The organism is Aliarcobacter cryaerophilus ATCC 43158 (genome assembly GCF_003660105.1).
GTDB lineage: Bacteria > Campylobacterota > Campylobacteria > Campylobacterales > Arcobacteraceae > Aliarcobacter > Aliarcobacter cryaerophilus.
Genome location: NZ_CP032823.1, coordinates 316,805 through 343,329 on the forward strand (window position 1 = coordinate 316,805; position 26,525 = coordinate 343,329).

The 26,525-nt window shown below is 28.4% G+C and carries 29 protein-coding genes; 26 read left to right on the forward strand and 3 right to left on the reverse strand.

Going from position 1 to position 26,525, the window contains the following annotated elements; all coding sequences use genetic code 11:
- The first annotated feature begins 8 nt into the window (after nucleotides 1–8).
- The 16 genes from ACRYA_RS01525 to rimM all read left to right on the forward strand — a co-directional run bounded on the left by ACRYA_RS01525 (nucleotide 9) and on the right by rimM (nucleotide 15,620).
- The gene (locus ACRYA_RS01525; RefSeq protein ID WP_105917870.1) at nucleotides 9–875 is read left to right on the forward strand and encodes an NAD(+)/NADH kinase; all 867 of its coding nucleotides are present in this window, start codon (nucleotides 9–11) and stop codon (nucleotides 873–875) included.
- Nucleotides 876–877: 2 nt separating this feature from the next.
- The gene (locus tag ACRYA_RS01530; protein ID WP_105917863.1) at nucleotides 878–2,410 is read left to right on the forward strand and encodes a DNA repair protein RecN; all 1,533 of its coding nucleotides are present in this window, start codon (nucleotides 878–880) and stop codon (nucleotides 2,408–2,410) included.
- A gap of 63 nt (nucleotides 2,411–2,473) precedes the next feature.
- Nucleotides 2,474–5,347: a methyl-accepting chemotaxis protein gene (locus ACRYA_RS01535; protein WP_105917862.1), complete on the forward strand. Its 2,874-nt coding sequence runs from the start codon at nucleotides 2,474–2,476 to the stop codon at nucleotides 5,345–5,347.
- Nucleotides 5,348–5,462: 115 nt separating this feature from the next.
- Nucleotides 5,463–6,752 carry a peptidase U32 family protein gene (locus ACRYA_RS01540; RefSeq protein WP_105917861.1) on the forward strand — a complete coding sequence of 430 codons (1,290 nt, stop codon included), beginning with the start codon at nucleotides 5,463–5,465 and terminating at the stop codon, nucleotides 6,750–6,752.
- Nucleotide 6,753: 1 nt separating this feature from the next.
- Nucleotides 6,754–8,010 (forward strand): glycosyltransferase family 9 protein, encoded by a 1,257-nt coding sequence (locus ACRYA_RS01545; protein WP_105917860.1) that lies wholly within the window; start codon nucleotides 6,754–6,756, stop codon nucleotides 8,008–8,010.
- A 39-nt stretch (nucleotides 8,011–8,049) separates the two neighbouring features.
- The gene (gene purE, locus ACRYA_RS01550) at nucleotides 8,050–8,544 is read left to right on the forward strand and encodes a 5-(carboxyamino)imidazole ribonucleotide mutase (protein ID WP_105917859.1); all 495 of its coding nucleotides are present in this window, start codon (nucleotides 8,050–8,052) and stop codon (nucleotides 8,542–8,544) included.
- 2 nt (nucleotides 8,545–8,546) lie between these two features.
- Nucleotides 8,547–8,777, forward strand: coding sequence for a glutaredoxin family protein (locus ACRYA_RS01555; protein WP_105917858.1), 231 nt, complete (start codon nucleotides 8,547–8,549; stop codon nucleotides 8,775–8,777).
- A gap of 1 nt (nucleotide 8,778) precedes the next feature.
- Nucleotides 8,779–9,663, forward strand: a complete 885-nt coding sequence (glyQ, locus tag ACRYA_RS01560) for a glycine--tRNA ligase subunit alpha (RefSeq protein WP_105917857.1) — start codon at nucleotides 8,779–8,781, stop codon at nucleotides 9,661–9,663.
- A gap of 2 nt (nucleotides 9,664–9,665) precedes the next feature.
- Complete coding sequence (locus tag ACRYA_RS01565) at nucleotides 9,666–10,400, forward strand: Nif3-like dinuclear metal center hexameric protein (protein WP_105917856.1); 735 nt, start codon at nucleotides 9,666–9,668, stop codon at nucleotides 10,398–10,400.
- A gap of 10 nt (nucleotides 10,401–10,410) precedes the next feature.
- Nucleotides 10,411–11,139, forward strand: coding sequence for a zinc ribbon domain-containing protein (locus tag ACRYA_RS01570; RefSeq protein ID WP_105917855.1), 729 nt, complete (start codon nucleotides 10,411–10,413; stop codon nucleotides 11,137–11,139).
- Nucleotide 11,140: 1 nt separating this feature from the next.
- Nucleotides 11,141–12,289: a lipid IV(A) 3-deoxy-D-manno-octulosonic acid transferase gene (gene waaA / locus ACRYA_RS01575; RefSeq protein WP_105917854.1), complete on the forward strand. Its 1,149-nt coding sequence runs from the start codon at nucleotides 11,141–11,143 to the stop codon at nucleotides 12,287–12,289.
- Nucleotides 12,280–13,032, forward strand: coding sequence for a pseudouridine synthase family protein (locus tag ACRYA_RS01580; RefSeq protein WP_105917853.1), 753 nt, complete (start codon nucleotides 12,280–12,282; stop codon nucleotides 13,030–13,032). The genes waaA and ACRYA_RS01580 overlap by 10 nt, the downstream gene beginning before the upstream one ends.
- A gap of 148 nt (nucleotides 13,033–13,180) precedes the next feature.
- Entirely contained in the window at nucleotides 13,181–14,533 is a 1,353-nt protein-coding gene (gene ffh, locus ACRYA_RS01585) for a signal recognition particle protein (RefSeq protein ID WP_105917852.1), read from the forward strand.
- A 77-nt stretch (nucleotides 14,534–14,610) separates the two neighbouring features.
- Entirely contained in the window at nucleotides 14,611–14,838 is a 228-nt protein-coding gene (gene rpsP, locus ACRYA_RS01590) for a 30S ribosomal protein S16 (RefSeq protein ID WP_066154982.1), read from the forward strand.
- 14 nt (nucleotides 14,839–14,852) lie between these two features.
- Nucleotides 14,853–15,092, forward strand: a complete 240-nt coding sequence (locus tag ACRYA_RS01595; protein WP_105911669.1) for a KH domain-containing protein — start codon at nucleotides 14,853–14,855, stop codon at nucleotides 15,090–15,092.
- Complete coding sequence (rimM, locus tag ACRYA_RS01600; protein WP_105917851.1) at nucleotides 15,093–15,620, forward strand: ribosome maturation factor RimM; 528 nt, start codon at nucleotides 15,093–15,095, stop codon at nucleotides 15,618–15,620.
- Here the strand turns inward: rimM and ACRYA_RS01605 are convergent.
- The 3 genes from ACRYA_RS01605 to flgG are packed head-to-tail and all read right to left on the reverse strand — an operon-like array spanning nucleotide 15,617 to nucleotide 17,727.
- On the reverse strand, nucleotides 15,617–16,546 hold the full coding sequence (locus ACRYA_RS01605) for a flagellar basal body-associated FliL family protein (RefSeq protein ID WP_105917850.1): 930 nt from the start codon (nucleotides 16,544–16,546) through the stop codon (nucleotides 15,617–15,619). The genes rimM and ACRYA_RS01605 overlap by 4 nt on opposite strands.
- Nucleotides 16,533–16,919, reverse strand: a complete 387-nt coding sequence (locus ACRYA_RS01610; RefSeq protein ID WP_105917849.1) for a hypothetical protein — start codon at nucleotides 16,917–16,919, stop codon at nucleotides 16,533–16,535. The genes ACRYA_RS01605 and ACRYA_RS01610 overlap by 14 nt, the downstream gene beginning before the upstream one ends.
- A 19-nt stretch (nucleotides 16,920–16,938) precedes the next feature.
- Nucleotides 16,939–17,727, reverse strand: a complete 789-nt coding sequence (flgG, locus tag ACRYA_RS01615) for a flagellar basal-body rod protein FlgG (RefSeq protein WP_105917848.1) — start codon at nucleotides 17,725–17,727, stop codon at nucleotides 16,939–16,941.
- Between the two features lie 157 nt (nucleotides 17,728–17,884).
- Between flgG and ACRYA_RS01620 the strand changes: the two genes are divergently transcribed.
- Genes ACRYA_RS01620 through ACRYA_RS01665 form a run of 10 tightly spaced genes read left to right on the forward strand, consistent with a single transcriptional unit; the run spans nucleotide 17,885 to nucleotide 26,513 of the window.
- On the forward strand, nucleotides 17,885–18,256 hold the full coding sequence (locus ACRYA_RS01620) for a response regulator (RefSeq protein ID WP_066155001.1): 372 nt from the start codon (nucleotides 17,885–17,887) through the stop codon (nucleotides 18,254–18,256).
- 22 nt (nucleotides 18,257–18,278) lie between these two features.
- Complete coding sequence (locus ACRYA_RS01625) at nucleotides 18,279–19,169, forward strand: hypothetical protein (protein ID WP_170144468.1); 891 nt, start codon at nucleotides 18,279–18,281, stop codon at nucleotides 19,167–19,169.
- Between the two features lie 9 nt (nucleotides 19,170–19,178).
- A complete protein-coding gene (locus ACRYA_RS01630; RefSeq protein WP_105917846.1) occupies nucleotides 19,179–19,898 on the forward strand; it encodes a flagellar hook-basal body protein in 720 nt (239 codons plus the stop codon).
- Nucleotides 19,898–20,293, forward strand: coding sequence for a flagellar basal body rod protein FlgB (gene flgB / locus ACRYA_RS01635; protein WP_105911676.1), 396 nt, complete (start codon nucleotides 19,898–19,900; stop codon nucleotides 20,291–20,293). Before ACRYA_RS01630 ends, flgB begins: the two co-directional genes overlap by 1 nt.
- Before the next feature lie 15 nt (nucleotides 20,294–20,308).
- Complete coding sequence (gene fliF / locus ACRYA_RS01640) at nucleotides 20,309–22,021, forward strand: flagellar basal-body MS-ring/collar protein FliF (RefSeq protein ID WP_121443266.1); 1,713 nt, start codon at nucleotides 20,309–20,311, stop codon at nucleotides 22,019–22,021.
- 9 nt (nucleotides 22,022–22,030) lie between these two features.
- Nucleotides 22,031–23,041, forward strand: coding sequence for a flagellar motor switch protein FliG (gene fliG, locus ACRYA_RS01645; RefSeq protein ID WP_105917844.1), 1,011 nt, complete (start codon nucleotides 22,031–22,033; stop codon nucleotides 23,039–23,041).
- The gene (locus ACRYA_RS01650) at nucleotides 23,041–23,778 is read left to right on the forward strand and encodes a FliH/SctL family protein (RefSeq protein ID WP_105917843.1); all 738 of its coding nucleotides are present in this window, start codon (nucleotides 23,041–23,043) and stop codon (nucleotides 23,776–23,778) included. Before fliG ends, ACRYA_RS01650 begins: the two co-directional genes overlap by 1 nt.
- A gap of 48 nt (nucleotides 23,779–23,826) precedes the next feature.
- On the forward strand, nucleotides 23,827–24,114 hold the full coding sequence (locus ACRYA_RS01655) for a FliM/FliN family flagellar motor switch protein (RefSeq protein ID WP_066166654.1): 288 nt from the start codon (nucleotides 23,827–23,829) through the stop codon (nucleotides 24,112–24,114).
- 23 nt (nucleotides 24,115–24,137) lie between these two features.
- Complete coding sequence (locus tag ACRYA_RS01660) at nucleotides 24,138–24,818, forward strand: flagellar hook assembly protein FlgD (RefSeq protein ID WP_105917842.1); 681 nt, start codon at nucleotides 24,138–24,140, stop codon at nucleotides 24,816–24,818.
- A 12-nt stretch (nucleotides 24,819–24,830) separates the two neighbouring features.
- Nucleotides 24,831–26,513 carry a flagellar hook-basal body complex protein gene (locus tag ACRYA_RS01665; RefSeq protein WP_105917841.1) on the forward strand — a complete coding sequence of 561 codons (1,683 nt, stop codon included), beginning with the start codon at nucleotides 24,831–24,833 and terminating at the stop codon, nucleotides 26,511–26,513.
- The last annotated feature ends 12 nt before the right edge of the window (nucleotides 26,514–26,525 follow it).

The following is a 26,525-nucleotide window of genomic DNA, read 5'->3' on the forward strand; positions in this document are numbered from 1 at the left end:
ATTTAAAATTGAGATTAGATAAAAGCTATAAATTACTAAAAAAAATTGAAAATATTGGAATTATTTTAAAACCTAATAGTCCAGAATTAAAAGATGTATATTTAAAAATAAAATGTCTATTTGAAAATAAAAATATAAATATTTTTCTTGAAGAACAATCTGCAAAAATGATAGATGATAGTGGATTTTGTTTTGAAGAGTTGTGTTTAAAAGTCGATTTTTTAGTAAGTGTTGGTGGAGATGGTACTCTTTTGGGAGTTGTAAGAAGAGCTTTTAAGTATGAGCTACCAGTTTTGGGTATTAATTTAGGAACTTTAGGATTTTTAACTGATTTAAATATGAATGAACTTCCACAGTTTATTGAAGATTTATTAAAAAATAATTATAAAATTAACCAAAGAATGATAATAAAAGGTTCAATAAAAAGTAAAAAATTTATAGCTTTTAATGATATTGTAATTTCTAGAAAAAATTTATCATCAATGCTAGAGGTTAAAGCTAAAATAGATGGAAAATCTTTTAATACATATTTTGGTGATGGTTTAATTTTATCTACACCAAGTGGTTCAACAGCTTATAATTTATCTGTTGGTGGACCAATAGTTTATCCATTAACTGAAGCTTTTATAATAACTCCTATAGCTCCGCACTCACTGACACAAAGACCAATAGTTGTACCAGCTGATTTTGAAATAGAGTTTAAAGTTACACAAGATAGTGGAGCGGTTGTTATAATTGATGGTCAAGAGTTATATGATTTAAAAAAAGATGAAATAATAAAAATAAAGATTGCAGCTAAAAAAGCAAAAATGCTTCATAGAAGTAGTAGAGATTTTTTTAAAGTTTTAAGTGAAAAACTAAGATGGGGTAACTAAAAGTGATAACTAGATTATATATAAAAAATTGTCTATCTTTTAAAGAAGTAGATTTAGAGTTTAATAGTGGATTAAATATTTTTACAGGTCCAAGTGGAGCTGGAAAATCAATACTAATGAGAGAGATACTTGCTACTTTTGGACTTGAAGATGTAAAATCTGAAATAGTAGAAGTTAACTTAAATAATTCAAGAGTTAAAAATGAAGAGTTTGATATAAATTTTGAAGAAGATATTGTAATAAAATGTCTTAAGAAAGAGAAAGCAAGATATTTTTTAAATAGCCAATCTTTATCTAAAAAAACTTTGAGTGAAATATCAAATAATTTGATTAAATATTTAAGTCTTAGAGATACAAGTGATTTTAAAAGTGAAACTTTAATCGATTTTTTAGATAGATATGCAAATAAAAATTTTAAAGAATTTAAAAAAATAAAAATAGATTTTGATACTAAATATAAAGAATTTATAGATATTGAAAAAAGATTAACAAAAATAAAAGAGGATGAAAAAAATCTTGAAGATTTAAAAGAGTTTGCAAAATTTGAAATTGCAAAAATAGAAGAGATTAATCCAAAAGAGAATGAATATGAAGAGTTAAATAGTCTAAAAAAATCTTTGGCAAAAAAAGAAAAAATAGAAGTTGCTAGTAAAAAAGCATCAATTATTTTTGAAAATGCAAGAGCCGTTAATGAGTTACTTGAGCTTTTGGAGCTTGATTCAAGCTTTTTTGATGAAGCAATAAATGAATTTACAAATATTTTAGAAAAAGCAAATGATACACTTAGTGAACTTGAAGATATAAATATAGAAGATACTTTAAATAGAATAGAGAAAATATCTTCACTACTAAAAAGATTTGGGAGTATAAAAGAGTGCTTAGAATATAAAGAACAAAAACAAAAAGAGCTTGAAAATTACAATAATATAAGTTATGAAAAGAATGAGTTGGAGCAAAAGTATAATCAGTTAAATGAGATAATCTTAAATTTAGCAGATGAAATATCAATTTATCGTCAAAAAAGTGTAGAAAGTTTAGAAAAAAGTGTTAACTATTATTTGGATTTTTTATATTTAAATAGTGCAAAAATTACCATAACAAAGAAAAAACTAGATTCTAGTGGTATTGATTTTGTAGAGTTTAAACTAAATGGGGTTGCTATATCAACTATTAGCTCAGGTGAATACAATAGGTTAAGACTTGCTCTTTTAAGTTCAATTAGTGAGTTTGATATAGCAGATAATGGAGTACTTTTTTTAGATGAAATAGATGCAAACTTAAGTGGAAAAGAGAGTGATGCAATATCGAAAGTTTTAATAAAACTAAGCAAAAATTATCAAATTTTTGCAATTTCTCATCAAATACAGTTAGCATCACAGGCAAATCAGCACTTTTTAGTAGAAAAAATAGAGAATAATTCAATTGTTACTATTTTGGATAATACTCAAAGAGCAAAAGAGCTAGCAAGAATGATAAGTGGAGAAAATGTTACAAATGAGGCTCTAGATTTTGTAAAAAATTTATTAAAAGAATAAAAAACATAGATTTTTTTAAAATAATGATACAATAATGGCATTTAATTGCATTGGAGCTATAAAATGTCAAAAAATATATCAATAAAAGCAAAGTTATTAATATTATCAATTGCGACAATTGTCTTAATATCAATAATTATAGCTATTGACTCAATATATTCGCTTAAATCTTTTTCGACTGAAACAATAGAGAAGTACAAAGAAGAAGCATATGCAAAAAAAGAGGAAGAGCTTAAAAACTATGTTTCACTAGCTATGAAAACAGTTGAAGCTTATCATCAAAGAACTTCTGTAGAAAAAGTTAAGATTGAAGTGGAAGAAGAGCTTCAAAAGCAAACTATGTTTCTTTTTTCTATTTTAGAAGCTGAGTATGAAAAAAATAAAAATATTTTATCTAAAGATGCTTTACAAGAAAGATTAAAAGATATTGTAAATGCTACTAGATATAGCAAGACTGGCTATTTTTGGATAAATGATTTAGATGCAGTTGTTTTAATTCACCCAATTAATCCAAAGTTAAATAATAAAGATATGCATGAATATAAAGATCCAAATGGTAAACAAATATTCAAAGAGTTTGCAGATATTGCAAAAAAAGATAAAGAGGGATTTCTTGATTATGTTTGGCCAAAACCAGGTTTTGACAAACCACAACTTAAAGTATCTTTTGTAAAATTATTTACTCCTTATAACTGGGTTATTGGAACTGGTGAGTATGTTGAAAATGCAACAGCTAAAATTCAAGCAGAAGCTTTAAAAACTATTTCAGAGATGAGATATGCTAATAATGACTATTTTTGGATAAATGACTCACACCCTAAAATGATTAATCATCCGACAAATAGTAAATTAAATGGAGCAGATTTAAGTAATTATGCTGATCCTTATGGAACAAAATTATTTGTGGAGATGGCAAGAATTACAAATGAGAAAAAAGAGGGCGGACTTGTAAAATATTATTGGGATAAACCAGATAAGAAAAATGATCCAAAAGAGAAGTTCTCATATGTTCAAAGGTTTGAGCCTTGGGATTGGATAATAGGAACAGGTGCTTATGTTGATGATATTGAAGCAGAAGTTGCATTGATGCAAGAAAATACAAATGATAAAATAGAGTCAATCATAGCTAGTATTGCACTGTTTTCTTTTATTTCAGTAATAATAGCAATACTAATATATAACTATTTTGTAAATAAAGCTATTATAAGACCACTTGACGAGCTTGATATTGCTATAAAAGATATAGCTAGCGGAAATGAGCAAGCAGATAGAATAAATAAAAAATCAGATGATGAGATAGGAAAGATAGTTGATAGTTTCAATCAATATATTTCTAAACTTAAAAAAGGTTATATTGAAGATGGCAAAGTTATAGAAAATGTTGATGAAGTTATAGATAAAATTGCACAAGGATTTTACGTTTATAAGATTGAAAAAACATCTTCAAGTCCACAAATTCAAAGATTAAGAGATTCAATTAACCACATGATTGAAAGAACAAATGAAAATTTGGTGAGTTTAAATAATACTTTAATAGAGTATGGAAACTCAAATTTTAAAGGACTTGATTCAAAAATTGATACAACAAAAGTAAATGGAGTTATGTCATCATTAGCAACTAGTACTCAATTAATAGGTCATACAGTTTCAGAGTTTTTATCAATGATAGTAGCAACTGGTACAAAGTTAAATAATGATACAGCAGTTTTATCTAAATCTGCAAAAGAGTTATCAGCTTCAGCAAATGAGCAAGCAGCATCATTAGAACAAACAGCAGCAGCAGTTGAGCAGATAACTGGAATTATAAAGCAAAGTGTTCAAAAAACATCTCAAATGTCAGTTTTAGCTTTAGATCTTCAAAAATCTTCAAAAGAGGGTGAAACGCTAGCAAGTAAAACAAATCAGGCAATGGATGAGATAAATAAAGAGGTTAGCTCAATAAATGAAGCTATTGAAGTAATTGATCAAATAGCATTTCAAACAAATATTCTAAGTCTAAATGCTGCAGTTGAAGCTGCAACTGCAGGAGAAGCAGGAAAAGGATTTGCAGTTGTTGCTCAAGAGGTTAGGAATTTGGCAAGTAGAAGTGCAGAAGCTGCAAAAGAGATAAAAAATATAGTTGAAATTGCAACTTCAAAAGCGAATGAAGGAAAAAGTATAGCAAATAGTATGAAAGATGGCTACACAGATTTAAATAAAAAGATAAATGAGACAATAACTTTAATTGAAGATGTTTCAAAAGGAAGTAAAGAGGAAGAAGTTGGAATTTTACAAATAAATGACACAATAAATGTCTTAGATAGCGTGACTCAAGTAAATGCTAACTCTTCTAGAATAATTAGTAATCTTGCAACAGAAGCTTCAAGTTTGTCAAATAATCTTCTAAAAATTGCAGACCGTGCTAAGTTTAAACAAGTAGAACCAAAAATTATTGAAGATATAGATTTAGTATTTAAAGTTTCAAAACTTAAAAATGACCATATTAAATTTAAGCTTGTAAATTTTGATAAGATAGGACAAAGTAAAACTCCTTGGAGTGTTACTTTACCAACTGATTGTGATTTGGGAAAATGGATTAGTGAACAAGAGCAAAAGGGTATTAATTTTACAAAAAATCAAAGCTGGAAACATTTAAAAGAGCATCATGAATTAGTTCATAACAGTGTACAAAATTACATAAATGAAGATTGTAAAAATGAACCAAATAGAGATTTATTAAAAAAACTATCTGAGCAGCTAGATATTTCAACTATAGAAGTATTTAAATCTTTAGATCAAGTAAAGATTGATAATATAGAAAATACAAGTGAAGCAAATATTCATGAATTACAAATTTTACCAAGTAAAAATGAATTTAAGCCTAAAGAAATTAGTCAAACTGTTAGTAAAAAAGAGTTTAAATCATCTGCAAAAGATGATGAGTGGGAGAGCTTTTAGGCTCTCTTGCTTTACTTTAAATGACTCTTCCAATCTAAATATTTATTAAAAAATAGATATAATCTAGACTTAATTTCAATTAAAAAAATTTATTAAAAACAATCAAAGGAATTTTATGAGTAAGCAAAAAGTTGAGTTACTCTCACCTGCTGGAAATTTAGAAAAATTAAAAATAGCTATAAAATACGGAGCAGATGCGGTTTATGGTGGAGTTAGTCATTTTAGTTTAAGAATAAGAGCTAGCAAAGAGTTCACGTATGAAACTTTTAAAGAAGCAATAGATTATGCTCACGAAAGAGGAAAAAAAGTATATGCAACAATTAATGGATTCCCATTTAACTCTCAAATTGAGCTTTTAAAAACACATATTAAAAAAATGGCAGAGTTAAAACCAGATGCTTTTATTGTTGCAGCTCCTGGTGTTGTAAGACTTTGTAGAGAAATCGCTCCTGAGATTGAGATTCATCTATCAACTCAAGCAAATGTTTTAAACTATCTTGATGCTCAAGTTTTTTGGGATATGGGAGTAAAAAGAATAGTTGTTGCCAGAGAAATTTCACTAAAAGATGTAATGGAGATAAAAAAACATCTTCCAGATATGGAAATAGAGATTTTTGTTCATGGCTCTATGTGTTTTGCCTATAGTGGTAGATGTTTAATTAGTGCTGTTCAAATGGGAAGAGTTCCAAATAGAGGAAGTTGTGCAAATGATTGTAGATTTGAATACACTTTATATGCTGGAAACGATGAGCATGGAAGTCTTTTTAGACTGGAAGAAGAGCCAGGAGTTGGAACATATATATTTAACTCAAAAGATATGAACTTAGCTTCTCATATTCAAGAGATACTTGATAGCAAAGCGGTGGATAGTTTAAAAATAGAAGGAAGAACAAAATCTCCATACTATGCTGCAGTTACAGCAAAAGCATATAGAGAAGCTATCGATGACTACTATGCTGGTAAATTTGAACCTGAAAAATATCAAAAAGAGCTATATACTACAAAAAATAGAGGCTTTACAGATGCATATTTAATTCACAGACCATTTGAGAAAATAGATTCTCAAAATCACGATTATGCATTAAGCAAAGGTTCATTTGAAGTAACTGGACTTGTAACAGAAGATGAACAACACTTCTTGTGTAAATATAAAGTCTATCCAAATGAAGATATAGAGATATTTACTCCACATAATACAGTTTTGGATACTTGTGAAAATGAAATAGGTAAAGTTTTTAAAAAAGAAGATGGTTTGTATTATATAAACTTTAAAAAGATTTTAACAGATACAAACAAAGAGCTTGAAAGTGTTCATAGTGGAAATGTAAATAAAATACAACTTCCTTGCAAACTACCATACCTTACAATGTTTAGAGTAGAAAATATTGGTGAAAATATAGAATAAAATGATTTTTTTTAGAGCCACAAATAGCATTAATATTAAAATAACTGATGGAACAATTTTAAAGTACAATAGGTTTAAAGCGCCTATTGGAATAGAGAATGAGACAATATATCTTACAACTTACGATGATTTTAATGACTTAAAAGATATCTTTGCAAAAGTTGATAAAAGTAAATATAATGCAAAAATTATAAACGAACAAAGTGTACTAAAAAATCCATCATTTCCTACACAATTGGGTGTAATTATAGAAAATGAGAGTATAGAGAGATTGGAGCTTAAAGATTTAAGATTTTTGGAGTTAAAAGAGCAGAATTTTTTAAATCAACTAAAAAGTTTTCATAAAACTAGTATAAAAGTTGCTATTATTGGAACTTTGGGAAGTAGTATTAGCCAAATGATAAGCGGAATGGCTGCCCTTAGAATTTTTTATAATAAATTAAAAGAGATATACAAAGTTGTAAAACTTGATGTATACATAAAAGCTTCAAATAATAGTTATTACAATAGAGATAAAAGTATATATTCAACTCAAGATTATATAAATGAGATTTTACCACTTGCAATAAATAGTAAAACTATTTGTGAATATGACTATTTTGTTGACAACAGTATTGATATTACAAAAATCTTAGATATAAATCCAGTTGATGCTTGGCTTTTTAAATTTGGGATAGATTATAAAAAAATATCAGATTTAGAAAAATTTTCACAGTTAAAAACAGACCATTTTGAACTAACAAAAGGTTTAAAACAAAAGATACAAGAGCGTAAAGAAAGAGGAAAACTTTTACTTTTTCATCCTTATAGTGCAAATATAAATAAATCTATTCCTCAAAACTTTGCTATTGAGATTTTAAAAAATTTGATAGACAAGTTAGATGATTATACAATCGTTTCAACTCTTTTGATTGATAATAAAATAAAAGCAGATAACTTTTTGGATTTATCATCTTATTCAAAAACAATTGAAGACTTTATGTATATAGTTTCATCTTGTGATAAGCTAATTACTGCTTATACATCAGCACTTCACATAGCAGATTGTTTTATGATACCAACAGTTTGCATAGCAACTTTTAAAGAGTATGAAGAGCAGCTTAAATATTACAAATGTACAAAAACAATTTTTGTAAAAGATAGCTCTAAAAATCTATCAAAATTTATATATGAGAATGATAGTTTGACTATAAATAAATTTGAAGAGTGGAAAAAACTCAAGATAGATAAGATTGTAAAAGTCTTAGAAAGTTTTTGATATAATAAGACTTTTAAAATTAAATAAATAGGAATATAAATGAAATTTGTATCAATCATTATGGGTAGTAAGTCAGATTATGAAATTATGAAAAACTGTGCAGATACTTTTGAACAGTTCAAAGTAAAATATGAGTTAATTATCTCTTCTGCTCATAGAAGTCCTGAAAGAACAAAAGAGTATGTAAAAGAAGCTGAGGAAAAAGGTGCGATTGCATTTATTGCAGCAGCTGGAATGGCAGCACACCTTGCTGGAGCTTTGGCAGCTACTACAACAAAACCAATTATTGGAGTTCCTATGAAAGGTGGTGCAATGGATGGTATGGATGCTATGCTTTCAACTGTTCAAATGCCAGCTGGTATGCCAGTTGCTACTGTTGCTTTAGGAAAAGCAGGTGCAATTAATGCTGCTTATTTAGCAATGCAAATTTTAGCAATTAGTGATAAAGATTTAGCAATAAAACTAAAAGAAGACAGAATTGTAAAAGCAAAAGCTGTTGAGACTGATTCAAAAGATATTGAAGTGATTTTATAATATTGAAGCCAATTGCACTATTTACTTTACCAAACTGTAAATGGTGCCAAGAGGCTATTAACTACTTAAAAAGTCGAAAACTGAAATTTAATCAAATTGACTTAACAAAAAATAAAAAAGCCTTATATGATTGTCAAAAAAGATGTAAAGGTGCTCCAGTTTTTTTAGTTGGAGATGTTTGGATATGCGGTTTTGACAAAGAGAAATTAAATAAAGAGTTAGGAATAAAATAAGATGCTTACTTTTTCACAAATGTTATTAAAACTTCAAGAGTTTTGGGCAAATGAAGGTTGCAATATTGTTCAGCCTTATGATATTGCAGCTGGTGCTGGAACTTTTCATCCAGCAACACTTTTAAGAAGCTTAGACTCAACTCCTTGGAGTGTTGCTTATGTAGCACCTAGCAGGCGTCCAACAGATGGAAGATATGGAGAAAATCCGAATAGATTAGGTGCATACTATCAGTTTCAAGTTTTAATAAAACCAAGTTTAGAGAATATTCAAGATTTATATTTAAAATCGTTAGAATATTTAGGGCTTGATTTAAGTAAACATGATGTTAGATTTGTAGAAGATAACTGGGAATCACCAACTTTAGGAGCTTGGGGACTTGGGTGGGAAGTTTGGCTTGATGGTATGGAAGTTACACAATTTACATATTTTCAACAAGTTGGAGGACTTTCATGTGATCCTGTTGCTGTTGAAATTACTTATGGTACAGAAAGACTTGCTATGTATCTTCAGGGTGTTGATTCTGTTTTTGATATTGTTTGGAATAAAAATAAACATGGCATTACAACTTATGCAGATGTTCACAAAGAAGGTGAATATCAATTTTCAAAATATAATTTTGAAGTAGCAAATACAACAAAACTATTTAGAGATTTTGAAGAGGCGTTTAATGAGTGTAAGGCTTGTTTGGAAGCGCAACTTCCGCTTCCTGCTTATGATCAATGTATGATAGCAAGCCATGCATTTAATACTTTAGATGCACGAAAAGCAATAAGTGTTACAGAAAGACAAAATTATATTTTAAAAGTTAGAGAGCTTGCACAAGCATGCGCAGTTATGTATAAAGAGCAAGAGAATCAGAGACTAAAAAGAGTTGGAAGAGCATAAGGGTGAAAATAAGAGATATTTATGAATTTTTAAACACAATTAGCCCTTTTGAACTTCAAGAAAAATGGGATAATTCAGGACTTCTTGTAGGAAACTTTGAAGATGAGTTTGAAACTTTATATCTTAGTATGGATTTGGATTTAGATTTAGTAGAAACTTTAAAGCCAAACTCTTTGGTTATAACTCACCATCCACTTATTTTTAGTGGTTTAAAAAGATTAAATTATGATACATACTCTTCAAAAATATTAAAAGAGCTTATAAAAAAAGATATATCACTTATTTCTATGCATACGAATATAGATAAAACACACTTAAATAGGTTTGTGGTTGAGAAGATTTTAGATTTTAAAATTGAAAATCAAAATGAGTTTATTGCAACTTGCAATATAGATATGAGTTTTAGTGAGCTTCTAAAACATTTAAGCAAAAAGTTAAATTTAAAAAATATAAAATTTGTAAAAACAAAAGATAATATTAAAACATTGGCTATTTGTACAGGTTCAGCTATGAGTTTGATAGATGAGGTAAAAGCAGATTGCTTTATAACAGGTGATATAAAATATCATGATGCTATGGAAGCAAAAGCTAGAGGATTGTCTTTAATTGATATAAGACACTATGAGAGTGAAAATCATTTTAATATACTTTTGGAAGAACTTCTAGAAGTATATTTGAAAAAAAATAAATTAAAAGCTATAATAACAGCTTCAAAAAATCCATTTGAGTTTTTTTAAGGAGAAAACATTGAATAAATATTTACAAGATTTAATTGCTTTGTCAAAATTTGATACAAGTATTAGTCAATTTGACCCAAAAATTGAAAATCAAAAAGCAAAATTAGCCGTTTTTGTAGAAACAGCAGAGGCACTAAAAGTTTCTATAAATAGTGTTTATTTAGAGATTGATGAGTTAAAATCTAAACGAACAAAAAATAATATTCATTTAGCAGAACTAAAAACAAAACTAGATCAAATCGCTAAAAAGAATAAAGAAGTAACAAATGAAAAAGAGTTAAAAGCTCTTCAGTTAGAAGAAGAGATTGCAAAAGAACAAGTAAGCTTTGCAAATGAAGAGATAGAAAGATTTGATAAATTAACAGTTGCAAAAGAAGAGAAACTAAAAGAACTCCAAGAAAAACTAAAAACTGAAGAAGAAGATATTAAAGAAATTAGAATTTCTGTTGATAATGAAATTGAAGCAATCAACAAAGAAAGAAATGTAATTTATGACAAAAGAAATGAACTTTTGGATCAATTCGATAAAAAAATATTAACTTTCTACGAAAAAATTAAAAGATGGGCAAAAGATACAGCAGTAGTTCCTGTAAAACAACAAGCTTGTTATGGTTGTTTTATTAAGATAAATGACAAAACTTATGCTGAAGTTTTAAAAGGTGAAGAGATTGTAAATTGCCTTCATTGTGGAAGAATTCTTTATAAAGGTGAAGAAGAAACAGATGTAACAGAGGCTTAATTTGAGCCTTTTTACGCTTTTTTATAATTTTATTTTACTTGTAGTTTATATTGTTTTAATTCCATATTTATTCTACAAGTCAAAAAGTAAAAAATATAAACTTGCAATTCCTGCAAAATTTTTCTTAAAAAACAATCCAAAATTTGAAAAATCTGGTGTTTGGTTTCACTCTTGTTCTATGGGTGAAGTAAGAGCTATAAAACCTCTTATAAAAGAGTTTGAAGAGGAATCAAACATTACGGTTATTACAAATACTGGATTTGATGAAGCAAAAGCTATTTGTAAAAATGTTAGATTTTTACCTTTTGAGATTTTTTTGCCTTTTTGGATAATAAGACAAAAAGTTTTAGTAGTTATGGAAGCAGAACTTTGGTATATGCTTTTTTTAATTGCCAAAAAAAAAGGTGCAAAAACTTTACTTATAAATGCTAGAATTTCTGATAAATCATATAAATCTTATCTTAGGTTTAGATTTTTTTATAAAAAAATTTTTAAAAATATAGATAAAGTTTTTGCACAAAGCGAAATTGATAAACAAAGATTACAAGAGCTTGGAGCTTCAAATGTTGAAGTAATTGGAAATATAAAACTAGCACAGCTTCCTCAAAAGAAAGCTTTGTTTGAAAAACAAAATATTACAACAATAGTTGCAGCAAGTACGCATGAAGGTGAAGAAGAGCTTGTTTTAAATGCTTATAATAAAGAGTTTGGAAAACTTATTATTGTTCCTAGGCATCCTGAGAGATTTTTAAAAGTTGAAGAATTAATTAAAAATTATGTGAAAGATAAGAATATTAGTTTTCATAAATTTAGTAATAAAGAGGATTTTCATAGTGATATAGTTTTAGTAGATATCATGGGAATTTTAAATGATATTTACGAAATAAGTGATATTACAATTTTAGGTGGAGCATTTGCCAAAATTGGAGGACATAATCCTATTGAGCCTGCTTTTTTTGGAAATGTGATTATTAGTGGAAAAAATATTTTTAATCAAAAATCACTTTTTGAGTGTATAAAAAACTATTATTTAATAGAAAACAGTGAGTTAAAAGAGTATTTAGAAAAAGCAAATACTCTTTTAAAACCAGAATTAACAAAAGAAGGTTCATTTGAACCTATAATAAAGGAGATAAAAAAATGGCAGTAGGATATGATAAAGCATATAAGCTTCTAGCAATTCAAGAAAGAATATCAAATGCAAAAGCAAAAGATTTAATTGATAGAGGTTTGGTAAAAGTTGGTGATAAAAAAGTAATGATTGCTAGAGGTGAGATAAAAGAAGACACAAAATTTAGTGTAAAAGAACTAGCAAAAACAAAAGTTATTTTTGAAGATGATGATATTTTGGTAGTTGACAAACCAGCATTTTTAACAGCAGATGAAATTGCAAAAACTTTTAAAAATGCAATACTTCTAAATAGACTTGATAAAGAGACAAGTGGTGTTATGATGTTTGCAAAAAACGAAGAGTTTCAAAAAAAAGCTATAAAAGAGTTTGCACAAAATAGAGTATATAAAGAGTATGTGGCTATTGTTGAAGGAAAAGTTATAGAAGAGATTGTAATAGATAAACCAATTTTAACAACAAAAGATAGAGGAGTTGCTAAATCAAAAGTTGATAAAAATGGAAAAAGTGCAAAAACAACGGTTTATCCACTTTTAGTAGAAGGAAATAAGTCAAAGATAAAACTGGTAATTGAAAGTGGAAGAACTCATCAAATTAGAGTTCACTTAAATTTTGTTGGATTACCAATTATTGGAGATGCAATATATGGAAGAACAGCTTCAAATGTAAATAGAGTTTTACTTCATTCAAAAATTACAAAAATCTTTGATTACACTTTTGAGGCACGCGAGCCAAAAGAGTTTAAAGTGTATGATTTTAGCTAAAATTAAGCTTTTAAAAAATAAAAAGCCTAAGATATAGGCTTTTTAAAAAAGTATAAACTAAAAAAAGACTTAAATTTAATTTAATTTTAAACTATATTAAAGTAAAAATTAAATAAAATTTCAAAATAAAAAATATGGGAGTTATGTTTTGTTTGATTCAATAACAGGTTCGTTAAAAGGAATAATAGGGAAGATTAGACATCAAGACGATGTTGCATCATTAAATCGTGCTACACTTGAGTTAAAAAAAGCTTTCTTAAAAGCTGATGTTCATCATAAAACTACAAAAGATTTATTAAATTCTATTGAAATCGAGACAAAAAAATTAGGAATTGGACAAGATAACTTCATAAAAGTATTAAAGCAAGAACTTGAAAAAACTCTAACAGCAAATGGAAATCAAGGTTTCGTATTCTCTTCAACTCCTCCAACTGTTGTTTTAATGACTGGTCTTCAAGGAAGTGGAAAAACAACAACAACAGGAAAACTTGCAAATTATCTTAAAGTAAGAAATAAAAAAGTTTTAGTTGTTGCTTGTGATTTACAAAGACTTGCAGCAGTTGAGCAACTAAAACAAATTGCTGCTTCAATAGAAGTTGATATATATTTTGATGATACAGAAAAAAATCCTGTAAAAATTGCAAAAAGTGCTATTGAAAAAGCAAAAAAAGAGCATTATGATGTTGTTTTATTGGATACTGCTGGAAGACTTGCTATTGACGAAGAGCTTATGAATGAGCTAAAAGAGATTAAGAATGCAGTAAATCCAAATGAAATTTTTTATGTTGCAGATTCATTAACAGGACACGATGCAACTAAAACAGCTATTACATTTAAAGAGAAAATTGGAATAGATGGGGTTATTTTATCAAAATATGATGGTGATACAAAAGGTGGAGTTGCTTTAAGTATTGCAAGTCAAGTTGAAGTTCCTTTGAGATTTATTGGTATTGGTGAAAAAATGCCAGATTTGGAAGTTTTTATTCCAGATAGAATAGTTTCAAGACTTTTAGGACTTGGTGATATTGCTGGGCTTGCTGAAAAAACATCAACAATTTTTGATGAGAAAAAAGCAAAAGAAGTTAGTAAAAAAATCAAAAAAGGTGAATTCAACTTTAATGACTTTTTAGAGCAGCTACAAATGATGAGTAAGTTAGGTAGTTTAAAGTCAATTATTGGAATGATTCCTGGATTAAGTAGTGCTATGCCTGCTTTAAAAGATATGGATTTTGAAAATTCTGTAGAGATAAAAAGAATTAAAGCTTTAATTGGTTCTATGACTCCAAAAGAGAGAGAAAATCCAGATTTACTAAATCCTAGTAGAAAAAAAAGAATTTCTACTGGAGCGGGGCTTGGTGAAGTTCAAGTAAATAAGATTTTAAAACAGTTTAAAAGTGCATCAAAGATGGCAAAACAGCTTTCAAGTAAAGGTGGAATGAAAGGTTTACATAACATGCTTTCTCAAGTAGGAGCAAATGGAATGCCAAAAATTCCAAGATAATATCAAATAAATAGTGTTGAGCTATAAACTTTTTTGGAGTTTAAAGCTCAATACTATAAATAAAAAAAGGATAAAACATGACAGTGATTAGATTAACAAGAATGGGAAGAAATAAAAAACCATTTTATAGAATAGTTGTAACAGACTCAAGAAAAAGAAGAGATTCAGGTTGGATTGAATCAATTGGTTACTTCAATCCAGTTGTAGAGCCTCAAGTTCTTAAAATTGATGAAGAGAGATATAACTATTGGTTAAGTGTTGGTGCGAAACCATCTGAAAAAGTTAAAAAATTAGCTTCAAGATAATAGTTTAAAATAAAATGATAATAAATTTTATAGAAAACTATGCAAAACTAGTTGTTGCAGTTCCAGAGGATATTGTTGTAACAAAAGAGCAAATTGATGAAAATTTCGTTGAAATTACAATAAGCGTAAATAGTGTTGATATAGGAAAACTTATTGGAAAAAATGGAAATATGATAAATGCTCTAAAAACAATTGCAAATGGTTGTAAAGCAAAAGATGGAATATCTTATAAAATACAAGTAGTTACAAAATAGATGAATAAAGTTTATGTTGCAAAATTAGGAAAAGCAGTTGGTTTACAAGGTCATTTAAGGCTTTTTATAGACTCTGACTTTCCTATGCAGTTTAAAAAAGGTGCTGTTTTTACAACAAATAGAAATTTGACTTTGACAATTTTGGAGTATAATCCAAATAAAGAGCTAGTTTTATTCGAAAACTATTTAGATGTAGATTTAGCAAGAAAACTTACAAATAGTGAACTATTTACTACTCAAGAAGCTACTAAAGAGTTTTGTGTATTAAAAGAAAATGAATTTTTTTGGTTTGACTTAATCTCTTGTGAGATTTTTGAAAATGATTTACTTTTAGGAAAAGTAAAAGATATTCATAGATACCCATTAAATGACTATTTAGAAGTTCAAACTTCTAGTGAACTTGTATCAAAAGAACTTCCAAAAGTATTCTTAATACCGCATATTTTTGATAAATTTATAGAAAAAATAGATATAGAAAACAAAAAAATATTTGTAAAAAATGCTTTTGATATTTTAGAAAATTCTTAGTAATTACATCTTTTATCAAACTCTTCTTTTGTCATCTCCAAAGAATAAGACTCTTTAAATCCATTTTTAATCAATTTAGAAAGTAAATCATCTCTTAGGCTATCTTCTAGAAATGGACCATAATATAGCTCTATTATATTTTCATCATCTCTACAAAGCAATATATTTGCATTTACTTCAACTACTTTATCAAGATACTTTTTATTTAAACTTCCTTTTATTTTGGCAACATTTATAAGCTTTACAAAATTTAAAGATTCTGTTATTTTAGTAGGTTCGTCTATTAAGTTGGAATTTTTTTCTTGATTATTATCTTTAGTTTTAGTTTCACTGTTTACTGCTAATGATATTCCATTTTTATCGCTAATTACTTCTTCTTTCTTTTCTTCTTTTATCTCTTCGGTTTTTGATATTTCTTCTTTTTTAATTTCTTTTATATTAGTATCTTCCAAAGGAGTTTTAGTAATTTCTTCTTTTTTATTCTCTTCTTTGTCTTTTAGATTATTTACAAGATTAAAAATAGGTGATAGCTTTTTCTCTTCTTCAAGAATTTTTTGCTCTTTCTCTTTTTGGTACTCCATATTTTTATTTGTTAGTAATTCTAGCTGTTCATTTAATTTTTCAGGCTCTAGATTATTAAAATCAAATTTTGTTTCTTTTATTTCTGGTTCAGGAGGAACGCTTTCAGTGCTATTTTCATTTATTTGAGTAGATTTTTCAACAGGAGGTGAAGATTCAGTAGATTCTTTTGTTTCCTCGCTTTTAAAAATAAAGATAGTAGCTAATACTATTAAAAAAAGTAGTAAAACACCAATAGTAATAAATAAAACTCTTTTTATAAGAAGTGTTTTGTCTTTTTTATCTTCTTCTTGTTGCTCTTGATTTTCACTTATTTTATCTTCTGGATTTGAATTAGTTGTTTCCATTTTTCTCTTCTTCTAGTTTTTTCTCTTTTTGCTTCTCGTAATATTTTTGCCTATACTCTTTTAGTTGCTCTTTTTTTCTCTCTCTATACTCTTTATCATATTCAAGTCTCTTTTCTTTATTTTGCTCATAGTAATCTCTTTTTAGAATTTGATACTCTTCTACTTTCTTCTTAATTGTCTCTTGTCTGCTATCCATGTAGAGTCTTTGGCTTTTTACAATCTCTTGCATTTTTTTTAAAAAGCCATCATCTTTTAATTCATCTTCGTAATCTATCTCTTTTTTTATTTTACTTTTTAGATAGTAGGCTCTTTTTTTTTGTTTATGCTTTGAGAAATTTTTTTCTCTTAATTTTTTTAACTCTTCTAAATTCATAATGGACTAAAAACTATAATTAATTTTTTAACCTATTTACAGTGTCAAGCATACTATCCGCAGTTGTAATTGCTTTTGAGTTTGCTTCATAGGCTCTTTGTGCTGTAATTAAATCAACCATCTCGTTTACAAGTTTAACATTTGAACTTTCTACCATGCCTTGTCTTAACCCACCAAACTGCTCTGTAGTTGGATCTCCTTCAACAACATCACCACTGGCATCTGTTTGCATAAATAAAGAATCACCTAAAGGAGCTAGCCCTGCTGGATTTATAAAATCTGCCAAAATAATCTGACCTAAATCTATAGTATCTCCAGTTTGAGGATCTCTTGCTGTTACAAAACCATCATTTCCAATACTTAAGTCTTTTGCATTTTGAGGAACAACTATTTGAGGTTCAAGCGCATATCCATTTCCGTTTACAATAGTTCCTTCAGCATCAAGCTTAAAGTTACCATTTCTACTATATGCTATTTCACCACTAGGAAGTGTAATTTGAAAAAACCCTTTTCCCACGATTGCAACATCAAGAGGGTTTCCAGTGGGCTTTAAATCACCTTCTGTAAAGTTTTTTTGAATATTTGCAAGCCTAACTCCAAGACCAACATCAATTCCCGTTGGATTTCTAGTGTCTTGTGTAGTTTGACCAGCTGTATAGTTTAAAGTTTCATAAATCAAATCTTGAAATTCAGCTCTATCTTGTTTGAATCCAGTTGTATTAACATTCGCAATATTGTGTGAAGTTACATCAATTTGACTCTGCATTGCATTCATTCCAGTTGCAGCTGTATAAAGTCCTCTAATCATAAGAAATCTCCTTTATCAATAATCATATATTATATTTTAAGATGGATTAATTTTAGATAAATCTAAATCCCTATAAATCCAATTTTAAGTAAAAATTTAAAACAAATTAAATATAATGCATACTTTATTGGAATAATTTTAATACAAAGAGGAAAAAATGAGAATTCTAATAGTTGATGATAGTTCAACAATGAGAAGAATTATTGGTAATGTAGTTATGCAATTAGGATTTAGCAAAGAGAGTTTTGATGAAGCTGAAGATGGATTGAAAGCTTGGAAACTTCTTACAGAGGGGCATTACGATATTATTTTAACAGACTGGAATATGCCAAATATGAATGGTTTAGAGCTTGTTAAAAAAGTAAGAAGCGAAGGAACGCATCAAAAAACACCTATTATTATGATTACAACTGAAGGTGGTAAAGGTGAAGTTATTACAGCTTTGAAAGCAGGAGTTAATAACTACATTGTAAAACCTTTTAATGCAGAAGTTTTAAAAGAGAAACTAGATGGTGTTATTAAAAAATAGATAAAAAAGGTTTATTATGAGTATGAGTCAAGAAGATATTGAAGCCTTAATGAACGGTTTGGATATACCAGCTCAAGATAGTGTTGAAACTATTAAAGAAGAGTCTATTCCTGAAGAAAAAGTAAATACAAAAGAGATAGAAGCACTTTTATCTCAAGTAGAAAAAAATGAGGATAAAGATAGCCTTGTTTCTCCAGCAAGTGAGAAGAAAATAAGTGAGATAGGTGAACTTTTAAATGATATTGAAGATGATGCTTTATCAGAAGATGCTATTTTAGGAAATCATTCACCTTTAAATACGCAAATTGAAGAACCTGTTACAAAATCTAATAAATCAGATGATGATATTGTAAAAGAGTGGTCATCTTCAAAAATAAGTGAAGGAGTATTTCCTTTTCCTGCTGAAAATGACACAAAAGTTGTAAGCCAACTTAGTCAAGTAGCAAATGATTCAGAAGAGAAAGTTTCACAAATTTTTGATGTATTAAGTTTGACTTTGGACAATAACAGTGATCTACGAAGAAGAGTAAAAGAGTATGAAGAGTTTGTTTTATCTCAAAATAAACTTTTAAGTTCTTTAAGTAATAAATTTCCAAAAATAGAGTTATTTAAACAACAGCTAGAAAAAGTAAAAAGTTTTGAAAGCTCACTAAAAGATTTAAAAACTTCTATAGATGAAGAGGATATGCATATTTTTCAAGGAATGGAACTTATGCAATTTAATGATATAAATAGACAAAAAATAGAAAGAGTTATGTCAGTTATTCGAAAACTATCTAGTTATTTAAATAATCTTTTTGAAGATAATAATCCAAGAGAACTTCCAATGGCTAAACATATTCATGGAGATAAAGATACTCAAGATTTAGTAGGTGATGATTTAGATAAGCTTATAGCTGAATTTAACAAGTAAGGAAATATAATGAACCAAGGTGTTTATCCACTAACAGCCTCAATGGTAAATCAAATAAATAGACTTGATCAAATAAGTAATAACCTTGCTAATGCAGATACTTTTGGTTTTAAGCAAGAGGGAACTTCTGAAACTACATTTAATTGGTATTTACAAAGAATGCAAGAGGAACAACAAAACCCACTTGTAGAGTCAATTACAATAAATAATATTCCAAAAATTGATACAAGATATACAGACCCTTTAATGGGACCTATGAAAATGACTGGTAATCCTCTTGATTTTGCTTTAAATGCACCAGATAGTTTTTTTAAAATTCAAAATGAAAATGGTGATATAGTATATACAAGAGATGGATCATTTAAAAATTTAGATGGGTTTTTAGTAGATGGAAATGGAAATAATGTTTTGAATGCAGACAATGAAGCTATAGTTGTGGAAGATGGCTTTGAGTTGCAAATTGGAGTTGCTAAAACATCTTTTAAAAATCTTGAAAAAATAGGAGATAATACTTACAAAGCTTTAGCTCTAGATGATGTTGAAAATTTTGAAAACAATGATAATAGGATTTTAAATGGAACGGTTGAGCAATCAAATGTAAATAGAGTAAGTACTATGGTTGAGCTAATAGATGCTCATAGAAGATTTGATCAATCTCAAAGAGCAATTAAAACAATAGATGAATTAAACGCTGGTTTAATAGAGAAAATTGGAGGAAATACTAGATAATGCATGCAAGTGAAGTATCAGGAAAACTTTTTGAACAACTAAATTTTAGAGGTGAAAGACAAAAAGTAATATCTAGTAATATTGCAAATGTTAACACTCCAGAGTATAAAACGAAAGATTTAGTATTTTCAGAAGAGTTAAAAGAGCAAAATATTTTAAAATTAAAAAGAACAACAACTAACCATATGCAAAATCTTGATTATAGAGGTTCTAGCAATCCAAGATTGATTCAAGTTCCAAATTTAATAGAACAAAATGATGGAAATAATGTAAACTTAGATAGTCAAATGAGTGAGCAATCAAAAAATAAAGTTCTTTTTGATGCAATACAATCATCTATAAAAAAAGATTCAAGGCTTTTTAGATCAGTGATTGATGCTTCAGGTAAAAGTTAATAGGATGATTTTTTAATGGATCAACTTCTAAAATTTATAAATAATTTAAATAAAGCACAAAGAATAGCAATTGTTGGTGGTTTTGCTCTTTTGCTATTATTGGTTATTGGTTTTTTGATATATTCAAATATCAAAGCTGAAGATAAAAAATTAAGCTACACAATAGCTTCAAATCTTACTCAAGCTGATGTTATGAGAGCGTCTGAAGAGCTTGAAAGTGCTGGAATTACATTTATAGTAACAGGAAGTGGAAGTAATTTAACTCTTAAAACTTCAAAAGAGTTTATAAATATTGCAAAAATTAAACTTGTAACTAGTGAAGCTTCAACAAACAAGCATGTTGGGTGGGAAATTTTTGAAAAATCATCTATTGGTACAACAAATTTTGAAAATAAAGTAAAATATTTAAGAGCTTTAGAGGGGGAACTTAGTAAAAGTTTAGAGTCTTTAAGTGGAGTTTTAAAAGCAAATGTAAAAATAGCAATTCCAAAAGAGACAATATTTACTGAGAAAAAGAGTAATACAACAGCCTCTGCTGTTTTGACACTAAAACAAGGTATTTTTTTAACTCAAAAACAACTAGATGGTATTAAAAACTTCATAGCTTCTGCTGTTCCTGATTTAAAACAAGAGCATATACAACTAATAGATCAAGATGGAAATTTACTTGAAGTATCTGCCGAAGATATGAATACTCAAAGATCTACAGTTCAAACAAAGTATAAAGATAAAATTGAAGAGGATTATGAGCAAAAAATTATTTCACTTTTAGAACCAGTTGTTGGAGCTGGAAGAGTTATGGCAAAAGTAAATGTGATTTTGGATTTCACTAAAAAAGATATTGAAGAGGAAATTTATAGTCCAGAAGGAAGTATTAGATCTCAACAAGTTATTGAAAATACAGCAAATGCTTCAGGGCTTGGAAATAATACAGGTGGAATAGCTGGAGCTGATAATAACATTCAACCTCCACAACAGCTAAATGATGGAAGTAAACTATCTTCAAATAGTGAAAGCTCAAATACTGTTACAAACTATGAGATTTCAAGAAAACTAATATCTCAAAAAGATAGTAATTTTACAAATATTCGAAGAATTTCAGCTTCTGTTACTTTTGATTCAGGTGTTTTAAAAGATCATCCAGATAAAGCCGATTTTTTAGCATCTTTAGAATCATTATCTGCAGATGCTATTGGATATGATAAAGGAAGAGGAGATACAATTACTGTAAAAGATTTTAAATTTGTTGGAATTAAATCTTTGAACGAAAAAGGTGAACTTGTAGATGAGTTTGGAAATGTAATTGGTGGTAGTGGGTATTTAGAGAGTATGAGTATAAAAAGTATACTAGATGAGTATAAAGATTATATTCAATATTTAGTAGTTGGGCTTTTACTTTTTATTTTTTATAGAAAATTTATAGCAAGCAATGATTTAGTAATCTTAGGAGATGCTAAGAAAAAAGAGATAGGTGTTGATGATGAAGATTTGGTAAAAGATATGTTGGCTGGACTTGATGATGTACTAGATCAAAATACAGCTCATGGAAGATTAAAAACCAAAGTAAAAAGTCAAATTTTAAACAATATTGATGGGCTTGATGAAGAATCAGCAGCTAAGTATGAAGTATTTATTGAAGAGCTCGATAGAGAGATAAATAATAATCCAGCTGATATTGCAAGAATGATTGAGTTGTTATTAAGTGAAGGTAATGTTAATTTTAAATAGGAATAATAAATGGCAGTAGATATTTATAGTGATATTGATATTTTAAAAGGTATGTCTATGTTAGAAAAAATCGCAAGATTTTTTGTACTAATAGGTGAAGACTCAACAGTTAAAATATTTCAATATTTAGATAAAGCTTATGTTGAACAAATTTCAACTGCTATTACACAAATACAATCTATAAACAAAGAGGTCTCTTTAGCGATTTTAGAGGAGTTTCACTTATATACTAGAACAAAAGGGTTTATTAGTTCTGGTGGGTATGATTTTGCAAAAGAGATTTTATATAAATCTATTGGACAAGACGCAGCTGAAGAGGTACTTGAGAAGTTATCAAGAATGAAGCTAGCAAATCAAGCTTTTTCTTATCTTGATGGTGTAAATCCAAAACAGTTAAGTGACTTTATAAAAGATGAATCACCTCATACAATTGCTGTTATTTTAGCACATATGGATCCTTCTAAATCAGCAGATGTTTTAATGGAGCTTGATGAAGAGATTCGTGTAAAAGTAAGTATTCAAATAGCAACTATTAAAGACGTTTCTCCTGATGTTGTAAGAACTATTTCAGCTGTTTTAGAAAAAAAGCTAGAGTCTTTATTGTCATCAATTGTAGATGTTGGTGGTGTTAAAGTTGTTGCAGATATGCTAAATAAAATGGGACCAAAAGCAGTTGATATTCTTAAAAATATAAACGGGATTGATACGTCTCTGGCGACTAGAATAAAAGATAATATGTTTGTATTTGAAGATTTACTTAACCTTGATAGTGAGTATATTATGAAGATTATTCAAAGTGTTGAGTCTGCAGATGTTGTTGTTGCAATGAAAAATACTACACAAGAGCAAATAGAAAAAGTTACAGGTGCAATGTCTCAAAGAGTTAAAGATAGATTTTATGAAGAGAGTGAAATGCTTACAAAAGTTAAAATTAAAGATATTGAGGCTGCACAAAGAAGAATGTTGGCTGTTGCTCAAAAGATGATGGACGATGGAGTCATTGAAAGAGAGAATAGCTAATGGCTGAAAATGTTTACTCGAGTGCAAGAGTACTAAAAGATGATAAAAAAGTAGAGAAATTTGAGCTATCTAATTTTTTAAAAAATAAAGTAGTACCAAAAGAAGATACTCATGAGTTTGTTGAGTTAAAACTAGAAAATGAAAATGGCTTAAATCTAGAAAAAACAGAATCAAAAACTCCTGTTGAAACTATGAACATTGTTGATAATTCTGCTGTTTTGGAGAAAATAGAGCCTATTTTTGCTGAATTTGAGAAAATGATAAAAAAGATTGAAGAAGTGTCACAAAAAGTTACAACTATCGAACAAGATGCCATAATCAAAGGTAAAGATTTTGATACTCAAGTTATAAAAGCAATAAAAGATTTGAAGCAGTGTGCAACGTTTTTTGAGCAGGCTGCTTTTGGTTTTGAGAGTAAATTATTGAAAACTTCTATATCTATTGCTCAAAAAATTATAAATATTGAAGTAGGAGAAAACTCTTCTAAAATAGCTAAACAGACTATAAATCAGCTTTTACTAAAACTAAAAAATGCAACAAAAGTAAAAATTCATTTAAATCCAAAAGATTATTATGTTTTAAAACAAGAGTTAGAACTAGAACCTTTTATTGAACTTTTTGAGGATGCAAATGTAGTTGCTGGAGGTGTTGTAATTGCTAGCAACTTGGGAAATTTTGATGGAAGTATTGAAGCAAAAATATCTTCAATGCTTGAATCTTTAGATTTAGTGATATAAAATCAGATTTATGATACAATCATTAAATAACATTAAAAAGTATTAAATATGGAAATAAGTGAAAGAGTTTACGATTTATTAGTAGATACCGAAATTGTTGTTGATGTTATGCTTGGAAGCACTAGTATATCAGTTGGTGAGTTTTTAAAATTAACCGAAGGAGATATTATATCATTGCATAAACCAGCTGGTAGTGGTGGCGAGATTTATGTAAATTCAAGAATAATTGGAACAGGTGATATAATTGTTATGGAAGAGAAATTAGCAGTTAGAGTCCAAGATGCTATGGATTCAGATAATGTTGTTCAATATTTCTTTGAAGAGCATATGATTTAATAATCTTAAACAAGGAGTTTAATATGGCAGATGTAAGCAGTACAAATAGTGTAACAGGTACAGATAGTTTTGGAAATAAATATACACAAAGTGTAAGTAATGACGCACTAACAACAAATGATTTTTTAAAGCTAATGATTGAAGAGTTAAAGCTTCAAGATCCAACAAAACCTATGGATTCAGCAAAAATGCTATCAACTCAAATGCAAATGAGTACATTAAATGCGAATATGGAGATGATAAAAGCACTTCAATCTATTCAAACAGCCTTTTCTCAATCTTCGCTTTCAACAGCAACAGGTGTAATTGGTAAAAATATTGAAAATGGAAGTACAAATAAAGATGGAGCCTTAAAAGCATTTACAGTTGAATCTATTGAAAATGTAGATGGTGAAATACAAGTTATAGCAAGAGAGTGGTTATATCTTCACAATGGAATATCTTTGAAAGATGGAGATGAACTTAAAGCAGCTAACTATGATGAAACAGGAAACCTATACGATGAAAAAGGTGAAAAAACTGGACAAACTTTAGTTTTGGAGAGTTTAGGAAAGCCTTTGGTTAAAGATGGAAAACTAGTAGTAAAAGACGCAGATGGAAATGAAGTAACTGACCATAAATATGTAGCAAATGGTAAAAGTACTGTTGTTGTTTCTGATGAAACTGTTAGTATGCCATTTTCTTCAATAACAAAAATTTTCTAAAAAGGCTTTAATATGATAGGAGCTATGTGGAATGGAATTGCTGGAATTTGGCAACATGACAAAGGAATAGCTGTTGAGTCAAATAATTTGGCAAACTCAAATACTGTTGGGCATAAAAAAGACCAAATAAGTTTTTCAGATGTATTATACAGTCAAGCAGGATTTGGAAAAGGCGTACAAACTCAAAGTATTTCAAAACAGTTTGAGCAAGGAAATATTGTTCAAAGTGGTGTTGGAATAGATGTTGCAATAGATGGTAAAGGTTTTTTTGTAGTAAAAAGTAGAGAAAATCCAAATGAAATTTATTATACAAGAGCTGGAAATTTAGTTCAAGCAAAAGATGGTTTTTTGACAACACAAGATGATTATAAAATACAAGGATTAGTGCCTCAAAGTAAAATTACTACAACTACAAATCCATCTGATACACTTTTCACAGATAGCTACATACAAAGTATAGTATCTACAAATATAAACAATGGAAGTGGTACAATTTATAACATAAATGCAAAAGCTAGTGATTATGTGAGTTCTTCAAAAGATGATGATATATTAAAAAAAGGTGACGGATACAAAACTTCACAAAATAAGATAAATGATATTGAAGCATTAAAAGCTGATTATATAGAGAAGTTAAATAAATTTTTGATGGATCAAACAACAACAAATAGTTCATCTGTTAGTCAAAAATCTCAAATAGATTTTTCATCAAATTTATCATCTTTACAAGCTACAGATAATACTATTAGTGTAACAATTGATAATAAAACATATAGTGTGAAATTTGATGTAAACTCAACTATAAATGATGAAGAGATGCAAAAATTATATAATTTTTTAGATACAAATGGAAAATCAAAGTATAATTTAGTTGATCCTAACACTATACAAAGTCAAGCAAATATAGATGCAATGCCAGCAACAACTCCTCAAGAGATTTTGGATAAAGCAACAGCACAAACTTTAAGGGATAATCAAATAAATTCATACACAAATGCAAATAGTGTTATAAATGCTATGAAAGACTTATCTGATAAAATTTCTTCAAAAGATGGTATGAGTGCTAGTGCAAAAGATGGAACTTTGGTTATTGATACTTTAATTGCTGGTGCTAGCTTTAATATATCTGATATAAAACTTAATGATACAAACTTTAATTCTATAAAATTACAAGAAGCAGTAAAAGGTTCTGGTCTTGCGATGGTTGATAGTGCAAGAGATGCTTTAAAAAATGCAGTTGAAAATGCAGATGGAAAGTTTTTACAAATTACAAATGTATTGGAGTATGGAAACTTAGGAGTTATTGGAGAAAATGATATAAATGTAAGGCTTGATGCATTAGGAATCTCTGATAAAAGTACAGCGGAAATAAATATATCAGATGATGGGTTTGTATTTGTAAAAAGTCAAGGACATAGTTTTTTAGTAGGAAGACTTAGTACTGCTGGATTTAGAAATGAGCAAGGATTAGAGCCTATGGGAGGAAATTTGTTTCAACAGTCACAATATAGTGGAAATCCTTTTAATTCAGATACTATGAATATAATAAGAGGTGGTGCTCTTGAAAGAGCTAATATAGATTATGGTTCTACTTTAGCACAAATTATGGTATTTCAAAAAGCTTTTGAAGCAAGTTCAAAATCTATTACAACAGCAGATGAGTTTTTACAAACGGCAATAGAAATGAAGAGATAACAAAAATAAAGT

Bases quoted from the DNA above. Each gene is read 5' to 3' on its own strand.
- ACRYA_RS01655 (WP_066166654.1), top strand. From the start codon at position 23,827: ATGGAAATAAGTGAAAGAGTTTACGATTTATTAGTAGATACCGAAATT.
- flgG (WP_105917848.1), bottom strand. From the start codon at position 17,727: ATGATTAGAGGACTTTATACAGCTGCAACTGGAATGAATGCAATGCAG.
- ACRYA_RS01610 (WP_105917849.1), bottom strand. From the start codon at position 16,919: ATGAATTTAGAAGAGTTAAAAAAATTAAGAGAAAAAAATTTCTCAAAG.
- ACRYA_RS01540 (WP_105917861.1), top strand. From the start codon at position 5,463: ATGAGTAAGCAAAAAGTTGAGTTACTCTCACCTGCTGGAAATTTAGAA.
- rimM (WP_105917851.1), top strand. From the start codon at position 15,093: ATGAATAAAGTTTATGTTGCAAAATTAGGAAAAGCAGTTGGTTTACAA.
- ACRYA_RS01620 (WP_066155001.1), top strand. From the start codon at position 17,885: ATGAGAATTCTAATAGTTGATGATAGTTCAACAATGAGAAGAATTATT.
- ACRYA_RS01605 (WP_105917850.1), bottom strand. From the start codon at position 16,546: ATGGAAACAACTAATTCAAATCCAGAAGATAAAATAAGTGAAAATCAA.
- glyQ (WP_105917857.1), top strand. From the start codon at position 8,779: ATGCTTACTTTTTCACAAATGTTATTAAAACTTCAAGAGTTTTGGGCA.
- flgB (WP_105911676.1), top strand. From the start codon at position 19,898: ATGCATGCAAGTGAAGTATCAGGAAAACTTTTTGAACAACTAAATTTT.
- ACRYA_RS01535 (WP_105917862.1), top strand. From the start codon at position 2,474: ATGTCAAAAAATATATCAATAAAAGCAAAGTTATTAATATTATCAATT.
- ACRYA_RS01595 (WP_105911669.1), top strand. From the start codon at position 14,853: ATGATAATAAATTTTATAGAAAACTATGCAAAACTAGTTGTTGCAGTT.
- ACRYA_RS01545 (WP_105917860.1), top strand. From the start codon at position 6,754: ATGATTTTTTTTAGAGCCACAAATAGCATTAATATTAAAATAACTGAT.
- ACRYA_RS01665 (WP_105917841.1), top strand. From the start codon at position 24,831: ATGATAGGAGCTATGTGGAATGGAATTGCTGGAATTTGGCAACATGAC.
- rpsP (WP_066154982.1), top strand. From the start codon at position 14,611: ATGACAGTGATTAGATTAACAAGAATGGGAAGAAATAAAAAACCATTT.
- ACRYA_RS01630 (WP_105917846.1), top strand. From the start codon at position 19,179: ATGAACCAAGGTGTTTATCCACTAACAGCCTCAATGGTAAATCAAATA.
- ACRYA_RS01650 (WP_105917843.1), top strand. From the start codon at position 23,041: ATGGCTGAAAATGTTTACTCGAGTGCAAGAGTACTAAAAGATGATAAA.
- fliF (WP_121443266.1), top strand. From the start codon at position 20,309: ATGGATCAACTTCTAAAATTTATAAATAATTTAAATAAAGCACAAAGA.
- fliG (WP_105917844.1), top strand. From the start codon at position 22,031: ATGGCAGTAGATATTTATAGTGATATTGATATTTTAAAAGGTATGTCT.
- purE (WP_105917859.1), top strand. From the start codon at position 8,050: ATGAAATTTGTATCAATCATTATGGGTAGTAAGTCAGATTATGAAATT.
- ACRYA_RS01660 (WP_105917842.1), top strand. From the start codon at position 24,138: ATGGCAGATGTAAGCAGTACAAATAGTGTAACAGGTACAGATAGTTTT.
- ACRYA_RS01580 (WP_105917853.1), top strand. From the start codon at position 12,280: ATGGCAGTAGGATATGATAAAGCATATAAGCTTCTAGCAATTCAAGAA.
- ACRYA_RS01625 (WP_170144468.1), top strand. From the start codon at position 18,279: ATGAGTCAAGAAGATATTGAAGCCTTAATGAACGGTTTGGATATACCA.